Origin of the sequence: Bacillus methanolicus, assembly GCF_028888695.1 — a bacterium.
GTDB classification, from domain to species: domain Bacteria; phylum Bacillota; class Bacilli; order Bacillales; family Cytobacillaceae; genus Bacillus_Z; species Bacillus_Z methanolicus_B.
In genome coordinates this window covers 843525-864266 of sequence record NZ_PNFF01000002.1, presented here as the reverse complement: position 1 = coordinate 864266, position 20742 = coordinate 843525, and the positions used below count along the sequence as shown (strand labels likewise).

The 20742-nt window shown below is 38.7% G+C and carries 21 protein-coding genes; 1 reads left to right on the top strand and 20 read right to left on the bottom strand.

The features are described from left to right. Nucleotide 1: 1 nt before the first annotated feature. The 19 genes from C0966_RS16060 to C0966_RS15970 all read right to left on the bottom strand — a co-directional run bounded on the left by C0966_RS16060 (nucleotide 2) and on the right by C0966_RS15970 (nucleotide 17703). Nucleotides 2–958 carry an AAA family ATPase gene (locus C0966_RS16060; protein ID WP_274856668.1) on the bottom strand — a complete coding sequence of 319 codons (957 nt, stop codon included), beginning with the start codon at nucleotides 956–958 and terminating at the stop codon, nucleotides 2–4. A gap of 334 nt (nucleotides 959–1292) precedes the next feature. Beyond that, on the bottom strand, nucleotides 1293–1706 hold the full coding sequence (locus tag C0966_RS16055; protein WP_274856858.1) for a GtrA family protein: 414 nt from the start codon (nucleotides 1704–1706) through the stop codon (nucleotides 1293–1295). Beyond that, a complete protein-coding gene (locus C0966_RS16050; protein WP_274856667.1) occupies nucleotides 1675–2712 on the bottom strand; it encodes a glycosyltransferase family 2 protein in 1038 nt (345 codons plus the stop codon). The genes C0966_RS16055 and C0966_RS16050 overlap by 32 nt, the downstream gene beginning before the upstream one ends. Before the next feature lie 20 nt (nucleotides 2713–2732). Then, a complete protein-coding gene (locus C0966_RS16045; RefSeq protein ID WP_274856666.1) occupies nucleotides 2733–4412 on the bottom strand; it encodes a DUF6044 family protein in 1680 nt (559 codons plus the stop codon). A gap of 235 nt (nucleotides 4413–4647) precedes the next feature. Continuing rightward, on the bottom strand, nucleotides 4648–5808 hold the full coding sequence (locus tag C0966_RS16040; RefSeq protein WP_274856665.1) for a VWA domain-containing protein: 1161 nt from the start codon (nucleotides 5806–5808) through the stop codon (nucleotides 4648–4650). Continuing rightward, entirely contained in the window at nucleotides 5786–6055 is a 270-nt protein-coding gene (locus tag C0966_RS16035; protein WP_274856664.1) for a hypothetical protein, read from the bottom strand. The genes C0966_RS16040 and C0966_RS16035 overlap by 23 nt, the downstream gene beginning before the upstream one ends. Before the next feature lie 133 nt (nucleotides 6056–6188). Next, the gene (locus C0966_RS16030; protein ID WP_274856663.1) at nucleotides 6189–6857 is read right to left on the bottom strand and encodes a hypothetical protein; all 669 of its coding nucleotides are present in this window, start codon (nucleotides 6855–6857) and stop codon (nucleotides 6189–6191) included. Next, nucleotides 6854–7261 carry a TadE/TadG family type IV pilus assembly protein gene (locus C0966_RS16025; RefSeq protein WP_274856662.1) on the bottom strand — a complete coding sequence of 136 codons (408 nt, stop codon included), beginning with the start codon at nucleotides 7259–7261 and terminating at the stop codon, nucleotides 6854–6856. Before C0966_RS16025 ends, C0966_RS16030 begins: the two co-directional genes overlap by 4 nt. Beyond that, a complete protein-coding gene (locus tag C0966_RS16020) occupies nucleotides 7224–7703 on the bottom strand; it encodes a hypothetical protein (protein ID WP_274856661.1) in 480 nt (159 codons plus the stop codon). Before C0966_RS16020 ends, C0966_RS16025 begins: the two co-directional genes overlap by 38 nt. Further along, nucleotides 7696–8367: a hypothetical protein gene (locus C0966_RS16015; RefSeq protein WP_274856660.1), complete on the bottom strand. Its 672-nt coding sequence runs from the start codon at nucleotides 8365–8367 to the stop codon at nucleotides 7696–7698. Before C0966_RS16015 ends, C0966_RS16020 begins: the two co-directional genes overlap by 8 nt. A gap of 407 nt (nucleotides 8368–8774) precedes the next feature. Next, on the bottom strand, nucleotides 8775–9362 hold the full coding sequence (locus tag C0966_RS16010) for a hypothetical protein (RefSeq protein ID WP_274856659.1): 588 nt from the start codon (nucleotides 9360–9362) through the stop codon (nucleotides 8775–8777). Further along, nucleotides 9352–10977, bottom strand: coding sequence for a hypothetical protein (locus tag C0966_RS16005; RefSeq protein WP_274856658.1), 1626 nt, complete (start codon nucleotides 10975–10977; stop codon nucleotides 9352–9354). Before C0966_RS16005 ends, C0966_RS16010 begins: the two co-directional genes overlap by 11 nt. 12 nt (nucleotides 10978–10989) lie before the next feature. Then, nucleotides 10990–12294 carry a vWA domain-containing protein gene (locus tag C0966_RS16000; RefSeq protein WP_274856657.1) on the bottom strand — a complete coding sequence of 435 codons (1305 nt, stop codon included), beginning with the start codon at nucleotides 12292–12294 and terminating at the stop codon, nucleotides 10990–10992. 123 nt (nucleotides 12295–12417) lie between these two features. Beyond that, on the bottom strand, nucleotides 12418–12624 hold the full coding sequence (locus tag C0966_RS15995) for a hypothetical protein (RefSeq protein WP_003351236.1): 207 nt from the start codon (nucleotides 12622–12624) through the stop codon (nucleotides 12418–12420). A 24-nt stretch (nucleotides 12625–12648) separates the two neighbouring features. Continuing rightward, on the bottom strand, nucleotides 12649–13581 hold the full coding sequence (locus C0966_RS15990) for a type II secretion system F family protein (protein ID WP_274856656.1): 933 nt from the start codon (nucleotides 13579–13581) through the stop codon (nucleotides 12649–12651). 4 nt (nucleotides 13582–13585) lie between these two features. Further along, the gene (locus C0966_RS15985; RefSeq protein ID WP_274856655.1) at nucleotides 13586–14512 is read right to left on the bottom strand and encodes a type II secretion system F family protein; all 927 of its coding nucleotides are present in this window, start codon (nucleotides 14510–14512) and stop codon (nucleotides 13586–13588) included. After that, nucleotides 14509–15861 carry a CpaF family protein gene (locus tag C0966_RS15980; RefSeq protein WP_274856654.1) on the bottom strand — a complete coding sequence of 451 codons (1353 nt, stop codon included), beginning with the start codon at nucleotides 15859–15861 and terminating at the stop codon, nucleotides 14509–14511. Before C0966_RS15980 ends, C0966_RS15985 begins: the two co-directional genes overlap by 4 nt. A gap of 12 nt (nucleotides 15862–15873) precedes the next feature. Continuing rightward, nucleotides 15874–17025 (bottom strand): AAA family ATPase, encoded by a 1152-nt coding sequence (locus C0966_RS15975; RefSeq protein WP_274856653.1) that lies wholly within the window; start codon nucleotides 17023–17025, stop codon nucleotides 15874–15876. A 15-nt stretch (nucleotides 17026–17040) separates the two neighbouring features. After that, complete coding sequence (locus C0966_RS15970; protein ID WP_274856652.1) at nucleotides 17041–17703, bottom strand: SAF domain-containing protein; 663 nt, start codon at nucleotides 17701–17703, stop codon at nucleotides 17041–17043. Between the two features lie 712 nt (nucleotides 17704–18415). On the opposite strand from C0966_RS15970, the gene C0966_RS15965 reads away from it, so the two are divergent. Continuing rightward, nucleotides 18416–18964 carry a DUF3231 family protein gene (locus C0966_RS15965; protein ID WP_274856651.1) on the top strand — a complete coding sequence of 183 codons (549 nt, stop codon included), beginning with the start codon at nucleotides 18416–18418 and terminating at the stop codon, nucleotides 18962–18964. Nucleotides 18965–19591: 627 nt separating this feature from the next. Here the strand turns inward: C0966_RS15965 and C0966_RS15960 are convergent. After that, on the bottom strand, nucleotides 19592–20734 hold the full coding sequence (locus C0966_RS15960) for a cation:proton antiporter (protein WP_274856650.1): 1143 nt from the start codon (nucleotides 20732–20734) through the stop codon (nucleotides 19592–19594). Nucleotides 20735–20742 lie beyond the last annotated feature (8 nt).

Sequence of the window (20742 nt, the reverse complement as noted above, 5' to 3'; positions counted from 1 at the left end):
ATTATTTCACTAACCTTTGTACGGGAACAGGGACCCTCGCCAAGACCCGGTTCACAATTTCTTCAGCTGAAATGCCTTCAAATTTTGCTTCTGATTTTAAAATAATTCGATGAGCAAAAACATACGGAGCCAGGTACTGAATATCATCCGGAATGACGTAATCTCTTCCATACATGAATGCATAGCTTTGAGCTGCTTTCATTAAAGCAATCGATCCGCGCGGGCTTGCCCCTAAATAAACGCTTGAATGTGATCTTGTACCATTGGCAATGTCCACAATATAACGTTTAATTGTTTGGTCAACATATACGTTTTTTATTTGATTTTGTAATTCTCTTAGTTCTTCAAGACTGATTACCGGCTGCAGTTCTTCAATCGGCGGAATTTTTTCAGCCCGGTTCAGTACTTCCATTTCTTCATCGATTTCCGGATAACCCATCTTCATTTTTAATAAGAACCGGTCAAGCTGAGCTTCAGGCAACGGATATGTTCCTTCGTATTCAATCGGGTTTTGAGTCGCCATAACAAAGAACGGTTTTTCCAACTTTCGGGTAACACCGTCAATTGTCACACTGCCCTCTTCCATCCCCTCTAACAAGGCAGACTGGGTTTTTGGAGACGTTCTGTTTATTTCATCTGCAAGAATGATATTGCCCATGATTGGACCCGGTCTGAATTGGAATTCCAATTCCTTAGGATTATAAATCGAAACACCTGTTACATCTGAAGGCAATAGATCGGGAGTAAACTGGATCCTTTTAAAATTTGCATTCACAGATTTTGCAAGGGCTCGTACCATCATTGTTTTCCCGACACCGGGAACGTCTTCAAGCAATACATGTCCTTCCGCCAATAAGGCAACAAGGCACAGCTCAGCTACTTTTCTTTTTCCGATCATAACTTTCTCAATATTTTGCAAAATTCTTTCAATCGTTGGGTTCATTTGATCGAATGACATTATTTATCCTCCTGAAATTTCTTTAAAAAGTATTTTGAAACCCCGAAATGCAAGGGGAAGAAACAAATAAATATATTCGCCAAAATTTGTAAAAATCCTGTAAAAATTACAGGCAAATTCCCAATTAATTAATAGACGGGTTGCCACTAAATGAAGTTTCATTTATTTTCTAAAAACAAACATTTGCCAATTACACTAACTGAAAACACAAAAAAACCCGTTCTATTTCCTTTCAAAAATAGACGGGTGGTTACTCTCTTTCAAGGTGTATTTTCTCTCGTTCAGATGCTGGTTACTCCCGCTCACGGGGCTTTTACTCCCGTTCACGACACGGTTACTCTCGTTTGAATACGAAATATTTTTGCCCCAAATAATTGGTAACAGTATAGATGGCTGTTCCCATGATAACGGCGAAATCTTTTTCACGTAATGGAAAATCACCTCTTATTCCCTCCGCCAGCATTCGGCTGATCGTATAGGAAATGAAATAACAGGAACAAATCACTGCTGCAAATCGGAATCCTCCTTTTATGATCGGAACATGGCTGCCAAACGTTAAACTCCGATTCAAGAAGTAACTCGCCATCGCGCCGATCATGTTTCCGAGAAAAGTCGACAGCCAATAAGACAATCCGACAGCATGCATAAGCAAAAACATGATCGTCAAACCAATCAATGTATTGACGACTCCAACTGCCAAAAAACGGACAAACGAGTTAGTTCGTTTCAGATACGTTTCGAAGATCATAGTGAAATAACTCATCGTTTATCTCCTGGTTATCTCTTAACGGAAACTTCATTGGCATGTTGAAGGAGTCAACATCAATAATAAACCGCGGACGGCGCTTTGACTCTTTATAAATTTTCCCAATATATTCACCAACGAGCCCGATCGCAATCAGCTGCAGCCCGCCAATCAGCCAAATCGAGGCAATTAACGAAGTCCAGCCGGTTTCCGTCTGACCGAAAAATTTTAACCCTAAAAAATAGACTCCGAAAATAAGACTAATAAAAAATGAGGCCAGGCCGATAAATAACACGAACCGGATCGGCGTCACCGAAAAGGAAGTGATTCCGTCAAAGGCAAACGCGAGCATTTTCTTTAAAGGATATTTCGTTTCCCCGGCAAATCGCTCTTTACGTCCATAGTAAACCGACGTTGATTTGAATCCGATCAAGGGCACAATCCCTCTTAAAAACAGGTTCACCTCTTCAAATCGTTCAAGCTCCTGAAGCGCCCGCCTGCTCATCAGCCGAAAATCGGCGTGGTTGTAGACAAGGTTCACGCCCATTTTTTGCATTAATTTATAAAAACCTTGTGCCGTGTTTCGCTTAAAGAACGTATCGGTCTCGCGCTTTTTGCGGACGCCGTACACAATTTCATAGCCTTCATTGAACTTTTGGATAAATTCGCGAATAACAAATATATCATCCTGCAGATCGGCATCGATGGAAACAACGCAATCCGATGACGCTTTCGCTGTAAATAAGCCCGCCAGCAATGCATTTTGGTGCCCAACATTTCGCGACAATTTCAAACCGCGGATCAAGTCCGTTTTCAAACTCGCTTTATGAATGAGCATCCATGTCCTGTCTTTGCTGCCATCATCAACAAATAAGATTTTGCTGTTTTCGGCAACGAGCTCCTCATGCATTAAATCGATTAGCAGGCTGTGAAGCCGGGAAAAAGTTTCAGGCAAAACCTCTTCCTCGTTATAACAGGGAACAACAATCGTAAGAACCGGTTTTTTCATAGCTGTTTTCCTCCTGAGGTTTACATTGCTTTGTATAAGTAAATTTTCCAGGCTGATTCTTTTGATTCAAAAATATTTTCGAGATGAAGCTGATTGTCTTCTGCATTATCGATCGGCACGGCAGAGAAAATATAGCGTCCGCCCATTTCCTTAAAAGGCTCGATTTTCAATTCCAGATGTTTCAGCCGTTTTTTCGACGTTTTTTTAATCATATAGTGCTTCCCGAGCTCATCCGTAAAAATGTAGCAGCGGCCGCCCCACTCGTCAAAATAAGTCCGGATCGTTTTGTTTTTTTCCAATTCTTTTTCAATAATCTTTCGGAACTGATATTTGTATGAAAGCGGGTAGAAGTTGTTATACGTGTCCAGTGTATAAAATCCGTTATATTGGGCAATCGCCGGATGGATCCCGATCGACGCAACCCGGTATTGTTCTTGAGGAAGCCCAATGTATTCTTTAATATCATTGAATTGCTTTTCTGCAAAAAACTGTTTTACCGTAGGCTTATTTTGAAAAATAATTTCTTCATTAGAAAAACTGAGAAGGATCACCTGGGCAAAGATGCAGGCGATTGCCGCCTGTCTCCACCTCGGACCTTGCACCCACATGATTCGCAAGCCCAGGGCAAACAGCAAATAAATAACAAGCGGCCTTAAGAAATGATACCTGGCAAAGTTAAATGTATCGAGAAAATGAAATCTCTCAGTCAAAGGAAGCCATGCCTTATTAAACCAAAAAGCATACCAGGCAGATAAGGCAACGTTCAACCAGAATAAAAACACAAACACTCTTTCCTTTTTCCAGAGACGATGTTTTATCACAAAATAAAAGGCAACAAAAATAACCGGGAGAATAACAAAAGTATGTACCGTCATCACATGGTGGTGGCCAAGCACAAAATTTTTGACAGACAGGCGAATAGATCTCCAAAATTCATGGCGGGCATGAAAATATTCATCCCTGCTGTTGGGCTCATTTTCAAACAGAAATGAATAGACTAGCCGATACTCCACAATGAAATAAACAAGCGTCATATAGACAATCGACCACAAAAAACGAAGATTCCATCCTTTTCCTCTCATAACGTCGGTCAGCCAGAGAATCCCCATTGCACTTAAGAAAAAGAAAAACCCGAGCACAATGCTTGAGTAAAAAGGCAAAAGCGTTAAGACAAGATAGTTTTTCCATGACTTTTCCCCATTGCGGATATTCAAAAAAGCCCAAAGTGCAAGCGGCATTCCAAGCGTACTTAGCATGCCGGACGGCCAAAATGGCGGGAGCGCAAACGCCAGAGCCACCCCGACCCGAATCCAAGCCCATTCAGGTTTCTGGATAAAATGCTTTTTCAAGAGTAGGTACATTCCTAAAAAAGCGATAAATCTCGTAATTGCCTGGCTCAATCCATAAGCGACCATCGTCGGAAAAAGAGCATACAGCCAAACAATCCCGCTAAACTCCGTTCCAAATGCATTTCTCGACAAGTTTCCATTAATGATTTGTGGAATCGTTGCCTTGATGGGCCCGAATAGTTCCCCGCTCTCTGCCAACACCTTATACCAGGCAATATTGGAATCGAGATTATCATGAACCCGAATGTGAGCATTTTCTCCGAGAATGAATAAAGGAGAAAGAAATACTGCAATAAACAGAAGAGCAAAAACCACAAGCCTTCGCTCCGCTTGAATGAATTTTGAAGCCACGCCTTACACCTCGAATCGAAGGGTTACTTATAAAGTTTGCAATATCGAGGAAATTATTCCATTCTTGCCGCATAAAAAAGCGGGGCTGACTCTTAAGCAAAAAGTCAGACCCCTCCAATACAACATATAGACAAACTTTGAAAAAGCCATTCTATATATTGTCTTTGCCGGAGGGAGTCAGACCCTTACGAGTCAGCCCCTTATAGCTGCTTAAGGAAATGAGTGATATACATTATTAAGTATCTTCCCAGATCTCTTCTTTCCATTTGTTCCGCCATGCTTCAACTTTGTCATTGATTTCTTTGCTCGCGGCTTCCCTTTCCGCTTCCTTCTTTGTTTTGATTTCTTCGAAGTGGCTTTGCCTTCGTTCATACATATCATCTGCGAGCCGGAGCACTTCGCCTTCGACCTCATCACTTATCAGCTCTTCCGAATTTAAGAAGTATGCGGCGTTTTTGATCCGGTGCATTTCCCTGTTTGATATTTCATATAGCGGATTGTATATATCGTTCATTCTTTTCATGGCTTCTTCCATTTCTTTTAAACCGACTCCCTGTGTAAAAACAAGCTGCCCGATCGTTGGCCGCCATTTTTTCAAGACGGTGATTTCGAGTTCGGATTTATCTCGAACCGTTGCGTATTCTCCGCCTCCGGCTTCCGCAACCAGCTTTAATTGCTGCTGTCCTTGATCGTCCACATCAAAACCGATAATGTTCACTTTAGCCTTTATGTTGCTCTCCTGCAGCTTTTTTGCAGCCTGGACAGGATCGCCTCCACACGTTTCAATCCCGTCGCTGACAATAAACACCTCATTGTGATAATCCTCATTATTATATGGTTTCAGCATGTCATGAACTTTTTCGATTGCCCCCGCCAGAGGCGTCCATCCGCTTGCGCTGAATGAGTTCAAAGCTTTGGTAAAGGAAGTGGAAACATACGGTTTCAACTGGTAGACCGGCTCTACAGCAGAGCATGATTTCGCTTTATCCGAATCCTTACCTGTCCCCAAATGGCCGTAAGCCAGCAGCGAAACATTCGCTTCTTCAGGAATTTGCTCAAGAAATTTTCCAATTGCATCCTTGGCAAGATCCATTTTCACACCGCCGGATACTTTCTGTTTCATGCTTCCGCTCGCATCCATTAAAACGACGACATTCATCTTCTTTTGTTTCGTTTCAATTTCATCACGTCCTTCCGGGAGCTCAGGCATGACAAATCCGTGATCATAAGCGATTAACTGATCATAGTATTCTCTGTATTTTCCGGATCCAAGCATATAAACAAGATAATCATAGACTTCGTCACCTGTTAAATCTTTCTGTTTTTCAAAGTATGTACGGAGTTCTTTCTCTGATTTCGGCTTGAACGTTTCATTATAAAAATGATTGTAGTCCATGCCCGTTCCAGCCTGTGATCGTTTCGATTTCTTGATCCATATATTTAGCTACAAGCACGCCTTCCTTTTGGTCAATCATTTCTTCTAATGTCCGGGCTGCTTTCGGTATTTCCTGTTTTTCTTCACTTGCGGCTTTTGAGTTTTTTCCAGGCTCTTTTGTCTCCGTTTCTGTTTTGTGGGAACAGCCGGCTATAAGAAACAAGCATAAAATCCAAAGAAATAATCCCCTTCGTTTGAAACGTTCCATTCGATAACCTCCAGTATTATGGAATTATTCCTATATTTCAGAATTTATTTTCCGTATACTTACTTTATTAAACCTGTTTTCGTTTCCAAGTTTTTTTTACTATTTTTAAAAAATCGTATTAACAGTCTTGCTCTCATGGCAGTATACCAGTCTCGGAATAAACACTCTCCATATATTTGAGGCTCGGGCCATACCCTTCTTGAGGAATATCTTTAAAGAACTTCGAAATAAATTTATGATCGGAAATGGATTCAAATGTTGTGGTAGATTTTATTTCGAGGCGCCATTTCTCTTGTGAGAACTCTATTTCTGTATCTTCGGTATTTGCTTTATTTTCAATAATAATGTCTTGTACGGTTGAACGAACTTTTTCCGGAATTTCAGAGGCGGAGCTGCCGAAGCGTTTCGTAAATTCATATTTCAAAAGTGGGTATTTCTGTAGTTTATCAGGCAATATCTCGTTCGCTGCTTTTATATAAGCATCTGCTTCATCTGCTCCATTGTCCATGTACTCCTTTTTCTTTTCCTCAATTAGCTCCCCGACACTACGACCATCTAATCCTTTTTGAGCAATAGATTGTAGATCAATGCTTGTATCAAATTCCTCAACGGCTTCCTCCGTTTTCTCTAACAGAACTGCTGTACCTCCCAATGCCGCCTGTTCAACGGCAAGATTGGCATGCTCTTTCACTACGTATACTTTGACAATATTAATGGTAAGGACAAAAATGATCGCCACTATTCCAAGCAGCCAGAGCAGATAAAATGCGGCATTGCCTTTTTCATTTTGGACATATTTCATGGCACTGGCACCAGCACCTTGCCGATGGCTTCCTGCTCCAATTCCAAAGATGCTTTTTCTCTCCATTGTTTAGGAATAAACGTAAGGGAGTGATTCGTATATAAGATTAATTTAAACTTCCCGTTTCCTAAATCCGTAGGGACAAGGTCTTTATACGTAATAACGTTACTGCTGCCGAGAGTTTCTTTAGCAGATTTCTCTGCTTGATCTATTTTATTTGTAGCCGCATAAGTTTTTGCCGCATTATTGACCGCTGTTTTAGCAGTAAATACCGCGTATCCTGAAGCCACCACCTGCCACAGCAGCAGGAATAACATAAAGTAAAACGGAAGGATACCGAGAAATTCAATGCTTACCGAACCTTTTTCATTTTGCCAGCGCTTGTTCGATTCCGGGTTTCTCATTTGTCATCCCCTCCAATCGGTTTATTTTAAATTGAAGGTACCAGAAGTGGAATAAAACAAGCATCCATGGCCTGAATGTTTCTTCACTATAAATATTTTCAAGCAATTCTTTTATTCTAAATACTGAATAATAAAGAAGTCCTAAGAAATAAAAAGACAAAATAATATCAACTGAATCAAAGATCGCCATTCCATAGGCTGTTAAGATAGATGTTCCTATTATTTTATAAACCAATGAAATAATTAGATATATAGTACAAGCCCACCACCACTTAAAAGGAATAAAGTTGTTTTTACTGATAGCTTCTATGCTTTTTCTTCTATTTAAAATCCAATATCCTAAATATACTCCCATAGTTAAAATACTTAACAAAACTACTAGCGCTACATTTACTTTTTTCAGGCTGCTCTGATTCGACATTTGGGATGTTCTTTTAAACATAATCTTTCTCCTGTATATAAAAGTTAGAATCTTTTCTATATTTAATAGTTAAGTAAAAATATACTAATGGAAATATTATTGAATTAATTATTGCTCTTAATAGAATATAGACCATCGTATTATTCTCAAAATTAGCTACTAAATAAGTCGCACCTGCCCAAGCGAGTACATTTAATGAAATTAATAATAAAATGTCCAAAAGTATAAAGATATGTTCCTTTTTAAAAATAGTCCACGTCTTCCGAATGGATATCCCAACTTTTCCTTCATCTGAAAAAAGGGGGAAAAGTAGCATTAAGCATCCAGCAATAAATGTGGGAATAAAAAAGAAAAACGAACCGAAAATACCAATAAAGAAAAAGGCTAGTGTTAAAAAAGTAATATATCCGAATTTATTAATAAAAATCATTATAAGTTTCCTTTTTTTATAAAGCCTATCATTTAAATCATTTTGAGCAAGAGAAAAAAATGGGGGAAATAATACAGTGAAATTTAATACCAGCAAATATAAAACGGGTAAATTTGCATACTCAATTGAATCTGCTTGATATAAGTAAATTGATGCAAAATACACAAAGAAAGTAACCGGAAAAACGAGAACCAAGCTTAGGATTAGTATTGTAATAACATTGCGGTTATAGATGTCAATAATATCTCTAACCATTATGAATCTCCCGTCTTCTTTTTAATATTTTCAAAGTAAGCAAAGTTGCGAATAACGATAAAGTTGAATTCAGGACCAGTCCTCGATTAATTTCTACTGGATCTGAAAAAACCATTATATCCAATACAAAAAACGCAAATAACAAGTTAATAACTGTCAATGTAATACTTGAAAGATAGCTTGCAAAATAGGGGGCTTTTGAATTCCATATTGGTGCCAAGATTCCATTCAAAATATAAGTACAAGAGTACATTAATAAGAGAAATAATGTGATATTGCCAATATTGAATAGACCCATTATGAAGGATATTATGATGGTTGTTAACAGTACAATCCCTAATGTTTTTAAAAACCCTGAAACATCAAACATTTTTATTCCCCCATAAATAATGATTTCAATTCCATGCTTATTTTGATATTTCCTCCGGCTTTTTTAGAAGAGACGAAGCTGTAAAAGTCACGAACAGCCCAATAATAAAAGAAAATAAAGAGACGAAGATTGCACCTTGATGATCATTAAGAATGCTCAATATCAGCATTTCCTGTCCGTTTCTAAAAGAAAGAGCACCAATAATAATCAATACAAATAAAAAAGCAGCAATTCCTTTTGATAGTTTTGATTTTCCAGGCCTGTGAAAAGCCTGGAAAAGTAATTCCTTCCAGTATATTGAATAGCCTAATACCATTAAATACAGCAATAAAATTAACCAGAATAGCAGAGTTCCAAAAGTCAATCTTAGTAATGGGATTGTTGCAAAGATTCCAAATGTTATACACATGAGAAAACAAACCAGTGATGTATATCGTACTTCATTCGGAATTGTACGCCACCAATGCCATGATATTGCAACTTCAATAATCGTTAATCCCATGTTCAGCAGGAAAATCGTTAAAGAGCCTGTTGGAATTAAGCTTGCAAAAGTTCCAAACATCACATTTAATATAATAAGCCCCGAAACTGAACTATTTTTAAAATCTGTGCTTCTATGAACCAAATAAACCACCCAACTTTCTGAAACCTGAAACTACTCCGTCATAAGCCCACTTTATTCCTTTAGAGACCGCTTTTTTTACTCTTCTTCCTGTTGCAGTTCCATTAATAAGATAAGTTGTTACAGCACCAGCTAGCAATCCTGCTCCTGCTCCGATAACTGTTCCTAATCCAGGCACTACGGAACCGGCTAATGCTCCGGTAGCAACACTTGAGGCCAAACTTCCAATAGCTGTTGATCCTACCCCAAATGCAACCTCTGTTGTTAAATCTGCAGCAAAGTCAGTCGAACCAAATCCTTTGTTAACATTTTTTCCCCATCCGTAATCATATACGGTACCTGCCGAAGCCATAAGATAATTTACAGGTCCACTCATTTTTAAAATGTTGCTCTTAGCAAAGAAACTTTTATTAAATGCATTGCCATTAATCCAGTTTTTAGGATTGATAGCACCCTTTGTAAAAGGGTTCCACCCGTCATGTAAAGCAGTTTTAAGTGACTGTTTTACGTATCCGAGTATGCTTAAGTCAGTCGTTCGAAGATTTTTACTTTTCAAAAAAGAATTATATCTTGCTTCGCTAATTCTTCTGGAGTTTGGTCCAAGCGTCTTTTCCTCACCATTAAAATCATAGTTCTTGTATTTCTGGTAAAGCCGATCAAGAAGTTTATGATTTAATTTGTTTTTTCCATATACTTTATAATTTGAAGTTCCTTCTATTTTTTCAATCTTAAATCCTGCTATCCACGATAATGCGCCACCAGCCACTTTGCTATTTAAAAATAATCCAAGTCCGTAAGTTTTGAAGTCACTGATAAATCCTGATATGTGTCCAAAAATCCCTTTCTCGCCATCAGTTGACTTAAGAAAAACATTCAGTAAAGATGGGATTTTTTCTTCCTGTCCGGAATTTGCATTCGCTCCTTGGCCTCCGCTTATACCTTGACTGCTATTTGGTCCTTGACCACCATTTATTCCTTGGCCCCCATTTGGACCATGTCCTCCATTTACATCTTGACCACTATTTAGTCCTTGGCCGCGATTTGGTCCCTGACCTCCATTTATGCCTTGACCACCATTTATACTTTGACCACCGTTTGGTTCCTGGCCTCCATTTATGCCTTGACCACCATTTATACTTTGACCACCATTTGGTTCCTGGCCTCCATTTATATTTTTACCGCCGCTCGGACCTTGGCCGCCTGCAGAACTGTTTCCTCCATTTATAGGGGTTCCCCCTTTAAGAGCGCCATCTGTCTCTAGATTCTTTAATTGCCAATATAGTAATCCAGGTGGAACCGGCGGTGCGTTTGGAATGATAAATGTCCCATTTTGGTATGGGCTCTTCGGTAGTATCGGCCGGCCGGAAGCTCCCCCTGTTTTGCCTGGTAGCCCCGCTTCTCCCGGTGCAATTGCTTTTCCGGGATTATATACCTGACCCGGAATAATAAATTGACCTCCCTTGATCGGTTGTCCCGGAGTTAATGCTTTCCCCGGATTTATTGGCTTTCCAGGGGTAATAAAACTTCCTGCATAGCTGATGATCGGAAAAGAGTTCCAAAATAGAAGGACTGTAATCATCAAAAGAGCAGCTAGTCTGCTTAAGGTCCTTTCACTCATTTTTTCACCCCTTTACCGGGTATTTTGTTGGTACTTTTCTTCCAAAGCTTTTATTGCTTCTGCATAACTTTTTTCATTAAGTTTTTTCAATTCTTCTTTAAACTTACCAACTTCAGATAAGATCCAATCATGATATTCCTTATTTTTCTGATCTAAATATTGCTGAGAATCATCATCCATTTTTCCACTTTGCTCTAATATACTAATAATTAATTCAATCTCAGTCCTTTCAAATGAAGCATTGTATTCTTCACCTGTAATGTAGCCAAAGATATCAAGTTCATTTTGGATTTTTTTGCGTTCTATCTTTTGCATGTTTTTTTCTTTCCAATCTTTCCACGTTTCAGCCAAGTCTGTTATTTTCTCAAGCTCTTTTTTTAGTTCACTTTCATCATTTACTTTCTGATAGATACCCTCAGTTGCATCAGCAATTTGAATTAGTTGATTTTGACCTTCAGCATCTACATCAAATCCAATTACATTGATAATCGGAGAGATATTTGAATTGTATAAATCTTTTGCTGCTTGAACAGGATTGTCATCACATGTAGACACTCCATCACTTACAAGGTAAACAATATTTGTGTTATTCGTTCCCTCAAATTGATCCAAATCTTTCTTTGCTTCTCTAAGAGCCAATCCGATTGGCGTCCAACCGGTCGGCTTAATTTTATTAAGAGCAGATTGAAATTTTCCTTCATTATATGGTGAAATTGGATACATAATTTCACTGCTGCTACAAGATAGTTTCTTATCTGAATCTGCATTGCTGCCTTTATGCCCGTAAACTCGAAGCCCGACTTTCGCTCCTTCAGGAAGCTGGTTCACAAAATCTAGAATCGAATCTTTTGCCGCATCCATTTTCACCTTTCCGCCGGTTGATTGGGCCATACTTCCGGAAGCATCCAAAATAATTTCTACATTCAGATTTTCTTTGAACTGATATCTTGAATCTTCAACATCGGGATTTCCAATTGATTGGAACCTCAACTGCCTAATAAGGTCTTCCGGCCCTTTAAAATCTTTCTGCACCATTTTTAACAATTCTCTATAAAAATGGTCCAACTCTTTTTTTGAAGGATTAGATGAAATATCAGGCAAACCTTTAAAGGCCTCAAGGGTCTTTTCAGGTTCGCCCAATTTGGGATTAAAATTAACGTGTTCACCAACTGGAAGAGCAGCTAACTCCTCATATGTGCTCGGAAGTGGTTCTGGTTCAATACTCTCATCCTCATGTCTATTTTTGTTTTCATATTCTTTTTCAGATACTTGTTTTGTTGGTTGGTCAGCCGCTTGCTGTTTTACTTGGCCATCCATTTCTTTCTCTTCCTTGTTACATGCTGATAAAACGGTTAGTATTATAAGAAATAAAAATAGGGATTTTAATAATGTCTTCACTTTTCAACCAGCCTTTCAATATGAATGGGTAAATCCCCCTTTTTATCCAACCATTTGATTAATTTTATTTAAAATATTTTCAATTACTTTTCCAATTCCATCTTTTTGGCCATCAACAGCCTGTGAAATAATCCCAAGAACCAAAATCAACAACGCCGCCAATCCAAGCCACTCTAAAGACTGAGCACCTTTTTCATTTTTCACCGGATACATCATTTTCGTCCAAACTTTCATCATCATTTTTTTCATGTCAATCTCTCCTTTTAAATTTTTTTATTTAAATAAATTAAATAGATTACGATTGTCTTGAAACATATTGATCACCATTAAGCCGCCAATTAAGATGAGGGCGGAAGGCATGACGATGAACGTCGTGATCAATGTTACTTTCGGAGATGCTTTCGCTGCCTGCTCTTTTATTTTTTCTTTTTTGATTTTCCTCATTTCTTCAGCCTGTTGTTTAAACGTCCGGGAAATCGGAACCCCGAGTCTCTCTCCCTGGATAAGCGATTTAATGAGCATTTGAAATTCCCGGCTGTCATTTCGGTCAAGGAGTGACCGGTATGCTTCTGTCCTCGGAACACCAACATCCGTTTCCTGGATAAATCGTCCAAATTCATCCTTGATCGGTCCTTCAAAATAAGGAACGATATCCCTCAAAGCTTGATCCAAGCCGACACCCGCCTGGAGGGTGACACTCATTGTGTCCAAAAAATCAGGCAGCTGAAACGATAATTCTTCCTGACGGTTTTTCGCCTTCTGTTTTAACCAGAAAATCGCCCCCATGTAACCGGCAACAGGGAACAGAATGACGGCAATCTCTGCAAAAGGCAGCCTTAATACGAGTGAAATTCCCCCAATGATTAGACCGACTACGAGAAGGAATATTTTTAATCCTTGGAATCTCTCTACTGTTAATTGATAAGGAAAGCCTGCCTGCATCAGCAATTTTTGAACATCGTGATTCTCACTGAAGAAATTAATCCTCTGGCCTATTGCGGTAAAGTCATCGGCATATTGCAGCATTTTCGAAATAGCCTTATCTTTTCTCGTGACTTTCTTTTCAAAAGCATTGTAGATTAACGTTTTTTCCTTAATTTCCTCTTTCAGTTCTTCTTTCAATACCAAATAGTTATAAAAACTTCTCAAGGAAAGGGCTAAAAAAATGAGGGACAAGCAAATGATAATGACAATTAATCCATCCATCTTTTCACACCCTTATATTGGTTACCTTTCTAACAAGAATGAACGTTAAAACAGTCCCTCCCAAGAAAAATATCAAAAGAATAATCCCAATACCGGAAAATAAAGGATCCAAAAATCCATCTACCACATTGTTCATCATTAAAACTAGAAAAATAGGGATAGCTGGAACAAGATACGAAATATATCTTTGCTCGGCTGTCATCGTTTTAATTTCCTGCTGCAAAATTTTTCGTTCTTCGAGAGTCTGGCTCATTTCATCCAACACAGAGAAAAGGTTTCCTCCTGCTTTCTTTTGGATCAGCAAAGTGGCGACAAACAACTGAAATTCCCTGCTTTCAATTCGTTTTTCCATTGCTTTTAGTGCTGAATTAAAATCAATGCCTAAAGCAATTTCCTGTGCAAGCCTTTGAAATTCCCCTTTAGCCGGCTGACTTACTTCCTGGGCAACGAGATTAATTCCCTGGGTTAGCGTCATTCCTGACCGGGTAGCATTTGCAAGAGTCCGGCAAATTTCCGGGAGCTGCTCAACAATCCGCTGCTTCATCCGATTCTTTCTCACTAGAAAAAGCACCCTTTTTCCAGCCTCTAGCACGAGCCCTGCAACAACAAAGTTAATTGGAAAATTAATACTGAAAAAATTTTGCAAGATAATGATGATACCCATATAGGAAACGATCAACGCGCCTATATATTCGGAAGGCGTGAACGGTATGTTTGCTGCCCGCAGCTTTTCATAAATCGGCTGGGCCGCTTCCGTTCGATCAAACCGGTCGCCCATTAAAACGATGATGCTTTTTCGCTTTTTTCCTCCATGATAAAAATCGTTTACGTTCTTTCTCCATTCCCGCTTATCTTTTCGATAATCCAAAAAGTAATAGATCGAGAGAATAAAAGAAAAAGCTGCTGCAGTGGCGAACATGAACGGTATCATGGATTCACCTCCTCATATACGGGAGTAAAGGCTGCCTCCGGAATTAAAATTCCGAACACTTTTAATCTGTCTAAGCATTCTGGGATGTAACCTGTCGGTGTAAAATATCCTTCAATCGTTCCATCCGATTTCATTCCTATCCTTTTAAAATGAAATATTTCTTTTATCTCATGGGAACCGTTTGATCTTTTAACTACCTCAGAAACGGAAATTATTTTCCGGGTTCCATCAGTAAGCCTTGCAGCCTGAATGATAATATCAAGTGCCCCAACGATATATTCCCGAATAATATGGCTTGGAAGTTCCATGCCGGCCATGACAACCATCGCTTCCACACGCCGGAGGGCATCATCAGGTGAATTAGCGTGAACCGTTGTAATCGATCCTTCATGACCAGTGTTCATGGCCTGAAGCATGTCAAATGCTTCACCGCTTCGCACCTCTCCAACGATGATCCTGTCCGGTCTCATCCGGAGTGCATTTTTCACAAGCTGACGGATGGTAACTTCCCCTCTACCCTCCACGTTTGCGGGTCTCGCTTCCAAGCCGACAACGTTTGGACGGTCCAGCCGCAGCTCTGCAGAGTCCTCAATCGTGATGACCCGTTCTCCGTATGGAATGGATGCAGCAAGAACATTTAAAATCGTTGTTTTCCCGCTTCCCGTACCGCCGGATATTAACGTATTCATCTTCGCCTTAACAATGCCGTCAAGAAAATCGGCCATCGCGGAGTTAAGAGTATGAAAGTTTAATAGATCCTCCATCTTAAACGGTTCTTTTCGGAATTTCCGGATGGAAACTAATGTGCCGTTTAAACTAATCGGTGGAATAACCGCGTTTACCCGGCTTCCATCAGGCAAGCGGGCATCAACCATCGGTGAACTTTCATCGATCCTTCTTCCAATCGGTGCGACAATCCGGTCGACGATATGGCGGACATGGTCATCGTCACGAAATGTCACTTCCGTTAGTTCAAGTTTTCCAAACCGCTCTACATACACTTCGTTCCAGCCGTTAATTAAGATCTCTGTAATTGACGGGTCATTGATTAAAGGCTCCAGGGGGCCATATCCCACTGATTCATCAAGAATGCGAGTAATCAAAATTTCTTTATCATGGCGGGAGATAATGACTTTTTCTTCCGCCATAAATTGGCTTACAAGCTGTTCAATCCTTAACCTCATCTCTCCCTGAGAAAGCTTAGTGAGCGCCTCAAGGTTTGTATCCCTCAGCAATCTTGCCTTATAGTGTTCTACCAGTTCATCGACAAGATGATTCTCATATTGATAGGATTGAAGCTTTGCTGAACCTATCATTTTCTCTTTGCGCTTTTCAAATAAAGATGCCATTAGCAAATCCCCCTATTTCAATACAGAAAGCGCCCATTTTTTCACATCTTTCGCAAAAGGAATGAGTCTTTTCTCATTTGCTGTTTTTCTTACCGGCTCCCCTTTATTCAGGAAAGGCTGAAGCCCTTTATGATCAAAACGAACGGATGCAGCAATCGGAAATCTGAGAACACTTTTTAAATCCTTTTCTTGGATTTCATTCTCTTTTCCGGTTTTGTTAAGGATAATCGACGTTCTTGAAGGAAGTTCAATTCCCAATCTGACTGCAAGTTCTTCAAATTGTTTTAATACTTTCAAAGCAGGAGTATCCGGAGTAAGGACATAGAAAATTTGATCTGATTCTTCCAGTGCGGTGACAACCTGGCTGTTGATATAGGATGGCAAATCTACAACGACAAAATCAAAACTTCGTCTGCATGTTCTAAGCAGTTTAGCGACAAATTCTTCAGTAATTATTTCTGCAGCTTCAGCATCACACGGACTGATAAGCACATCGAGCATAGAGGTTTCAAGTTTCTGCGAGACATTGCGGATATGGCTTTCGTTTAACTCATTAATCACCGGAGTTAAATCTGCAATAGAACGGTTGGATTCAATGGAAAGAAGGGTTTCAATCCCTCCGAATTGCAGATTCAAATCAATGAGAATGACCTCCGCCGTCGACTCGAGCTTGATGGTTTGCGCCAAGGCTGAAGCAAGATTCGATTTGCCGCTGCCGCCTTTTCCGCTAAAAATAGAGAGAATTTGGCCTCTTCCCCTCGTAAAAGATGAAAAAACCTCATCTTTTTTTATTTTCTGATTTTCATAGTTTTGAAAAATGGCAGGAAAGCGGCTCACAAACAGACTATGTTCTTCCGGATAGACAAAAAATTCAGCAGCTCCCGCTTTTGTAATGTTTCTCAGCTGGGTAAAATCGTAGCCTTTAGCAATAAAAATCACTAATGTGGACGGGCTTACCGACTTAATATACTGAATGCTTTCTACAGCAACATCACTTTCAGGCTGTACATAGATCACAATATCTTGAACATCCCTGTTCACTTCGCGAACCACATCTCCGGTGTTGATTAATTGAACAGTATAACTGCCTGAAACAGCATTTAAAATTTGATTGTGAATGACCTCATCATCACTGACTAATAAAATTTTAAGATTCGGTTCCATCGTATTCCCTCTTGCTTATTGTTTTGGCTTTTCGCTAGTTGCACGATTTATTTTTTGTTCAGAAGGATTTGCAGACGGTTTTGTTTGTGGTTGATTCGTATGAGAGTGTGTCTTTTCTGCCTTCTCCGTTGCAGCCGCTTGTTCAGCAGCTTCTTGCGATTCGTTGGTTATGTCTCCCGAATCATCCTTTCCTACATTTGCTTTTAGTACTCTAACTTTATCTGCATAATTTTGCATATGTATCAGTTTCGGAGCATCCTCCATACTGACTTCCAGGGCAACCCCTGCAAATTTCTCTCCTTCCCCTTGTGCAAATGCTACCGGAACATCTCTCATGAAAATTTCCGTTTTTGGCTTTCCGTTGTTTTCAGTGGAAACAATAATATCGACTCTGTCTAAAGTTTCGATCACCTGATCAAATTGGACTTTCTCAGATGGATACATGGCCACTAATCGATTGTTCTCATTACGTAAATTAGAAAAAGGTTTGAGCATGTTTTTTGTGATGATCTCTTCTTTAGATAAAGGAACAACCAGTACTTTGTTCACTAAATCATCTTTATCCGTCACATGAGCCTTATTCACAAACCTATTCGGTATCTCCATTGTGGTAATTTGACTTTCCTGAATAAGTGTCCGTGCCGGAATGTCTTCCTTGGCAACATAAATTTTTGTCATTCCTCCCAATTCAGCATTTAGATCCTTAACCTTCTGTAAAACTAAATATCCCGCCGTCAAAGCTAAAAGGAAGGCAAGACTTAAAAATATTGCGGATCTTCTCTTCGACTCCAACATCCTGCATCTTCTCTCCCAAAAAAGGTTTTTTTATGTATACAAAAAATGGAGATTAATTCTTTACAAAAACCAATATTTAGAAAAAATTTCTTGCTTTTTACTTAATTTACTACCATTTGTTTATAATGCTGTCAAACTTGCGAACGAGTTTGTCGAAGTTTGTCTGGTATGTTTTTCTTACAAAATCTAGAAATCAAGATATTTTTTAGGGAAAAAGTTAGATAGGGACGTAGGAGGATAAGAGAGGAAATTTCAAAATATTTTTTGTTTTTATTAATTTTTTGTAATTTATGTTACAAATGTTAAATTTTGTAGGACTTATTTCTCTTTTTTGGTGTGCAATAAAAAGATCGGCTGCGCTTGAAAAATCACTAAAAACAAGAAAGACATCCTTTTGAGTGCATGGTTTCCTTCCTTTTTAAAAAATAATGTTCCCAGCTTCATTAGACACTATTCGTTAAGGAATATATAAAACCAATTATGTTTAAATTACAATATATTCCTTTAATAACCATCATAATAAATGGCGAATAGCGTCTTTCTTTTTTGGGATTATAAAAAACGTGACCATACGTTGAGAAAGGGAGGTCGCAAAATGGATATATTGAAACTAGGGAGGACAATTATGGGAATATTAAGTGATAATCCACAAAATGAACCGATGCACTACGGTGAAGTTTTTGGTGTTTGGAGTTATCTATCAGGTACAAAAGGTTATTTAGCCGGGTACCAAACATTCATTAACCATACTGGTGATACTGACCTAAAAAAGTTTCTTGAGGATACTGTCCAAACCATGAAGCAAGAAATAGAACAAATAGAAGATTTGTTAAAAGCCAATGGTATTGGTCTACCACCTTCCCCACCTGAAAGACCATCAGCGGCATTAGAAAGTATTCCAGTTGGGGCAAGATTTAGTGATCCTGAAATTGCCGCGTCTGTAGCTAAAGATATAGCGGCTGGACTAGTTGCATGTAGTCAAGTTATGGGGCAATCGATAAGAGAAGACATTGGTATGATGTTTGGACAATTCCATATCACAAAAGCACAATATGGAGTAAGGTTATTACGGATCAATAAAGAAAAAGGGTGGTTAATTCCTCCACCACTTCACGTACAAATACCTGAACCTGCACACGTATAGAAAATTTCATTTAGCCTCCTCCACTTAGGGGGCTTTTTCTCTTTTATGAAAGGAATAAGCCTTTTTGAAAATTTTTATAACAAAAAAAAGACTACCTCCTTTTTTAGGAAGTAGTCTATACTTTGGAATAAAATCATCTACGTGACTAGTTCTCAGAAGAGAAGCCGGCTATATTACATCATGCCGCCCATGCATTAGGCAATAATTTTGAATAATATCGAATAATTTTTCCTTGTTTCTACCTATTTATATGTGCGTTTTCGTCTAAAGAAAATTCACTCAACGATATGGAATAATATTCAGACTGGCATCAATGTGGCACCAAAAACATTAAAAGATTATTGCCATCACTATTAGAAAGCCAGCCATTAGTACTAAATCCTTCTCTCCGTCAGAAAGAAACCTTGTTTGTACAAGGTACGTTCTATAGCTCCCCTTCACTTTAACCAATTTAATCTTTCTAGCCAATCCGAATTTTAATTATTCCACTAGCGGTTCAGATTTTGACAATTTAAAACTTTATTAAATATTAATGTTGATATTTTCAAAAAGAAAAAACTACTCCTAAATGAACAAACAAACCTCCAAGAATACTTGGAGGCTTTATCTTCTACATAAAAGATTATGCTAAATCTCTTGCTTGTATTTTTGATTTAAAAACCATTTCATCATTGGGGGAGTGACAATAGTAGTAACCAATATCACAACAACAATGACAGCAAACATATCTTGAGTTAACAGTTTAGATTCTAAACCAATTGTTGCAATAATTAATGCTACTTCTCCCCTGGACACCATAGATGAACCTATTCCTAATGAGCTATTCCAATTGAATCCAGCCAATTTTGCCCCAATTGATGCACCAATTAATTTTGTTAGAATAGCTATATTACTTAATAAAACAATTAGACCTAAATTTTGAGTAATACCTGAAAATTGGGCAGTGACACCAATGGAAGTAAAGAATACAGGAACAAAGATAGAATAACTAATCGTTTCAATCTTCTCAAATACCTTATTTTTGAAGTTTGTTACACTGATAGCCAGACCTGCTATATATGCTCCGATTATGGCAGCGACACCTGTGTATTCTGCTAGATATGCATAAACAAAACAAATAATTAGAGCAGACGAAATCACAGTTTCTGTAACTTTTAATGATGAAAACTTTTTCAAGAACCAAGGAACTACTTTCCAACCAACAAGAATGGCTGTTACGAAAAATAATATTTTCTTTAAAATCACTGTGGTTAAATTAACATCTCCCCCAGCAAAACTCACTAAAAATGCCAATGCGATAATAACAACTACATCATCAATGACCGCAGCTCCAAGGATAGTGGTTCCTTCACGAGTTTTTATTTGATTCATTTCTTTCAGTGCTTGTACAGATATACTGACACTGGTAGCGGAGAGTAATAATCCCAAAAACCAAGACTGTATTGTTGTAAGGTTAAGTATTATTCCTGCAAAATATCCTAAAACAAGAGGAACTATAATACCACCTAAACCCACATAGGTAGAAGCTTTTCCGGTTCGTTTAAACTCATCAACATCGGTTTCTAATCCAGCAATAAACATAAGCAAGATAACACCGATTTGACTAAATTCCGCTAGAGTTTCCGTTTCTGTTATTAATTCCAAAACCGATGGTCCAAGAATAATCCCGATCAAGAGTTTGCCTAGAACCGAAGGTTGCCCTAATCTAAGGCTTAGACTGCCAGCAATTTTTGATGCAATTAAAATAATGGCTAACTGAAGTATTATCACCTAAAAAT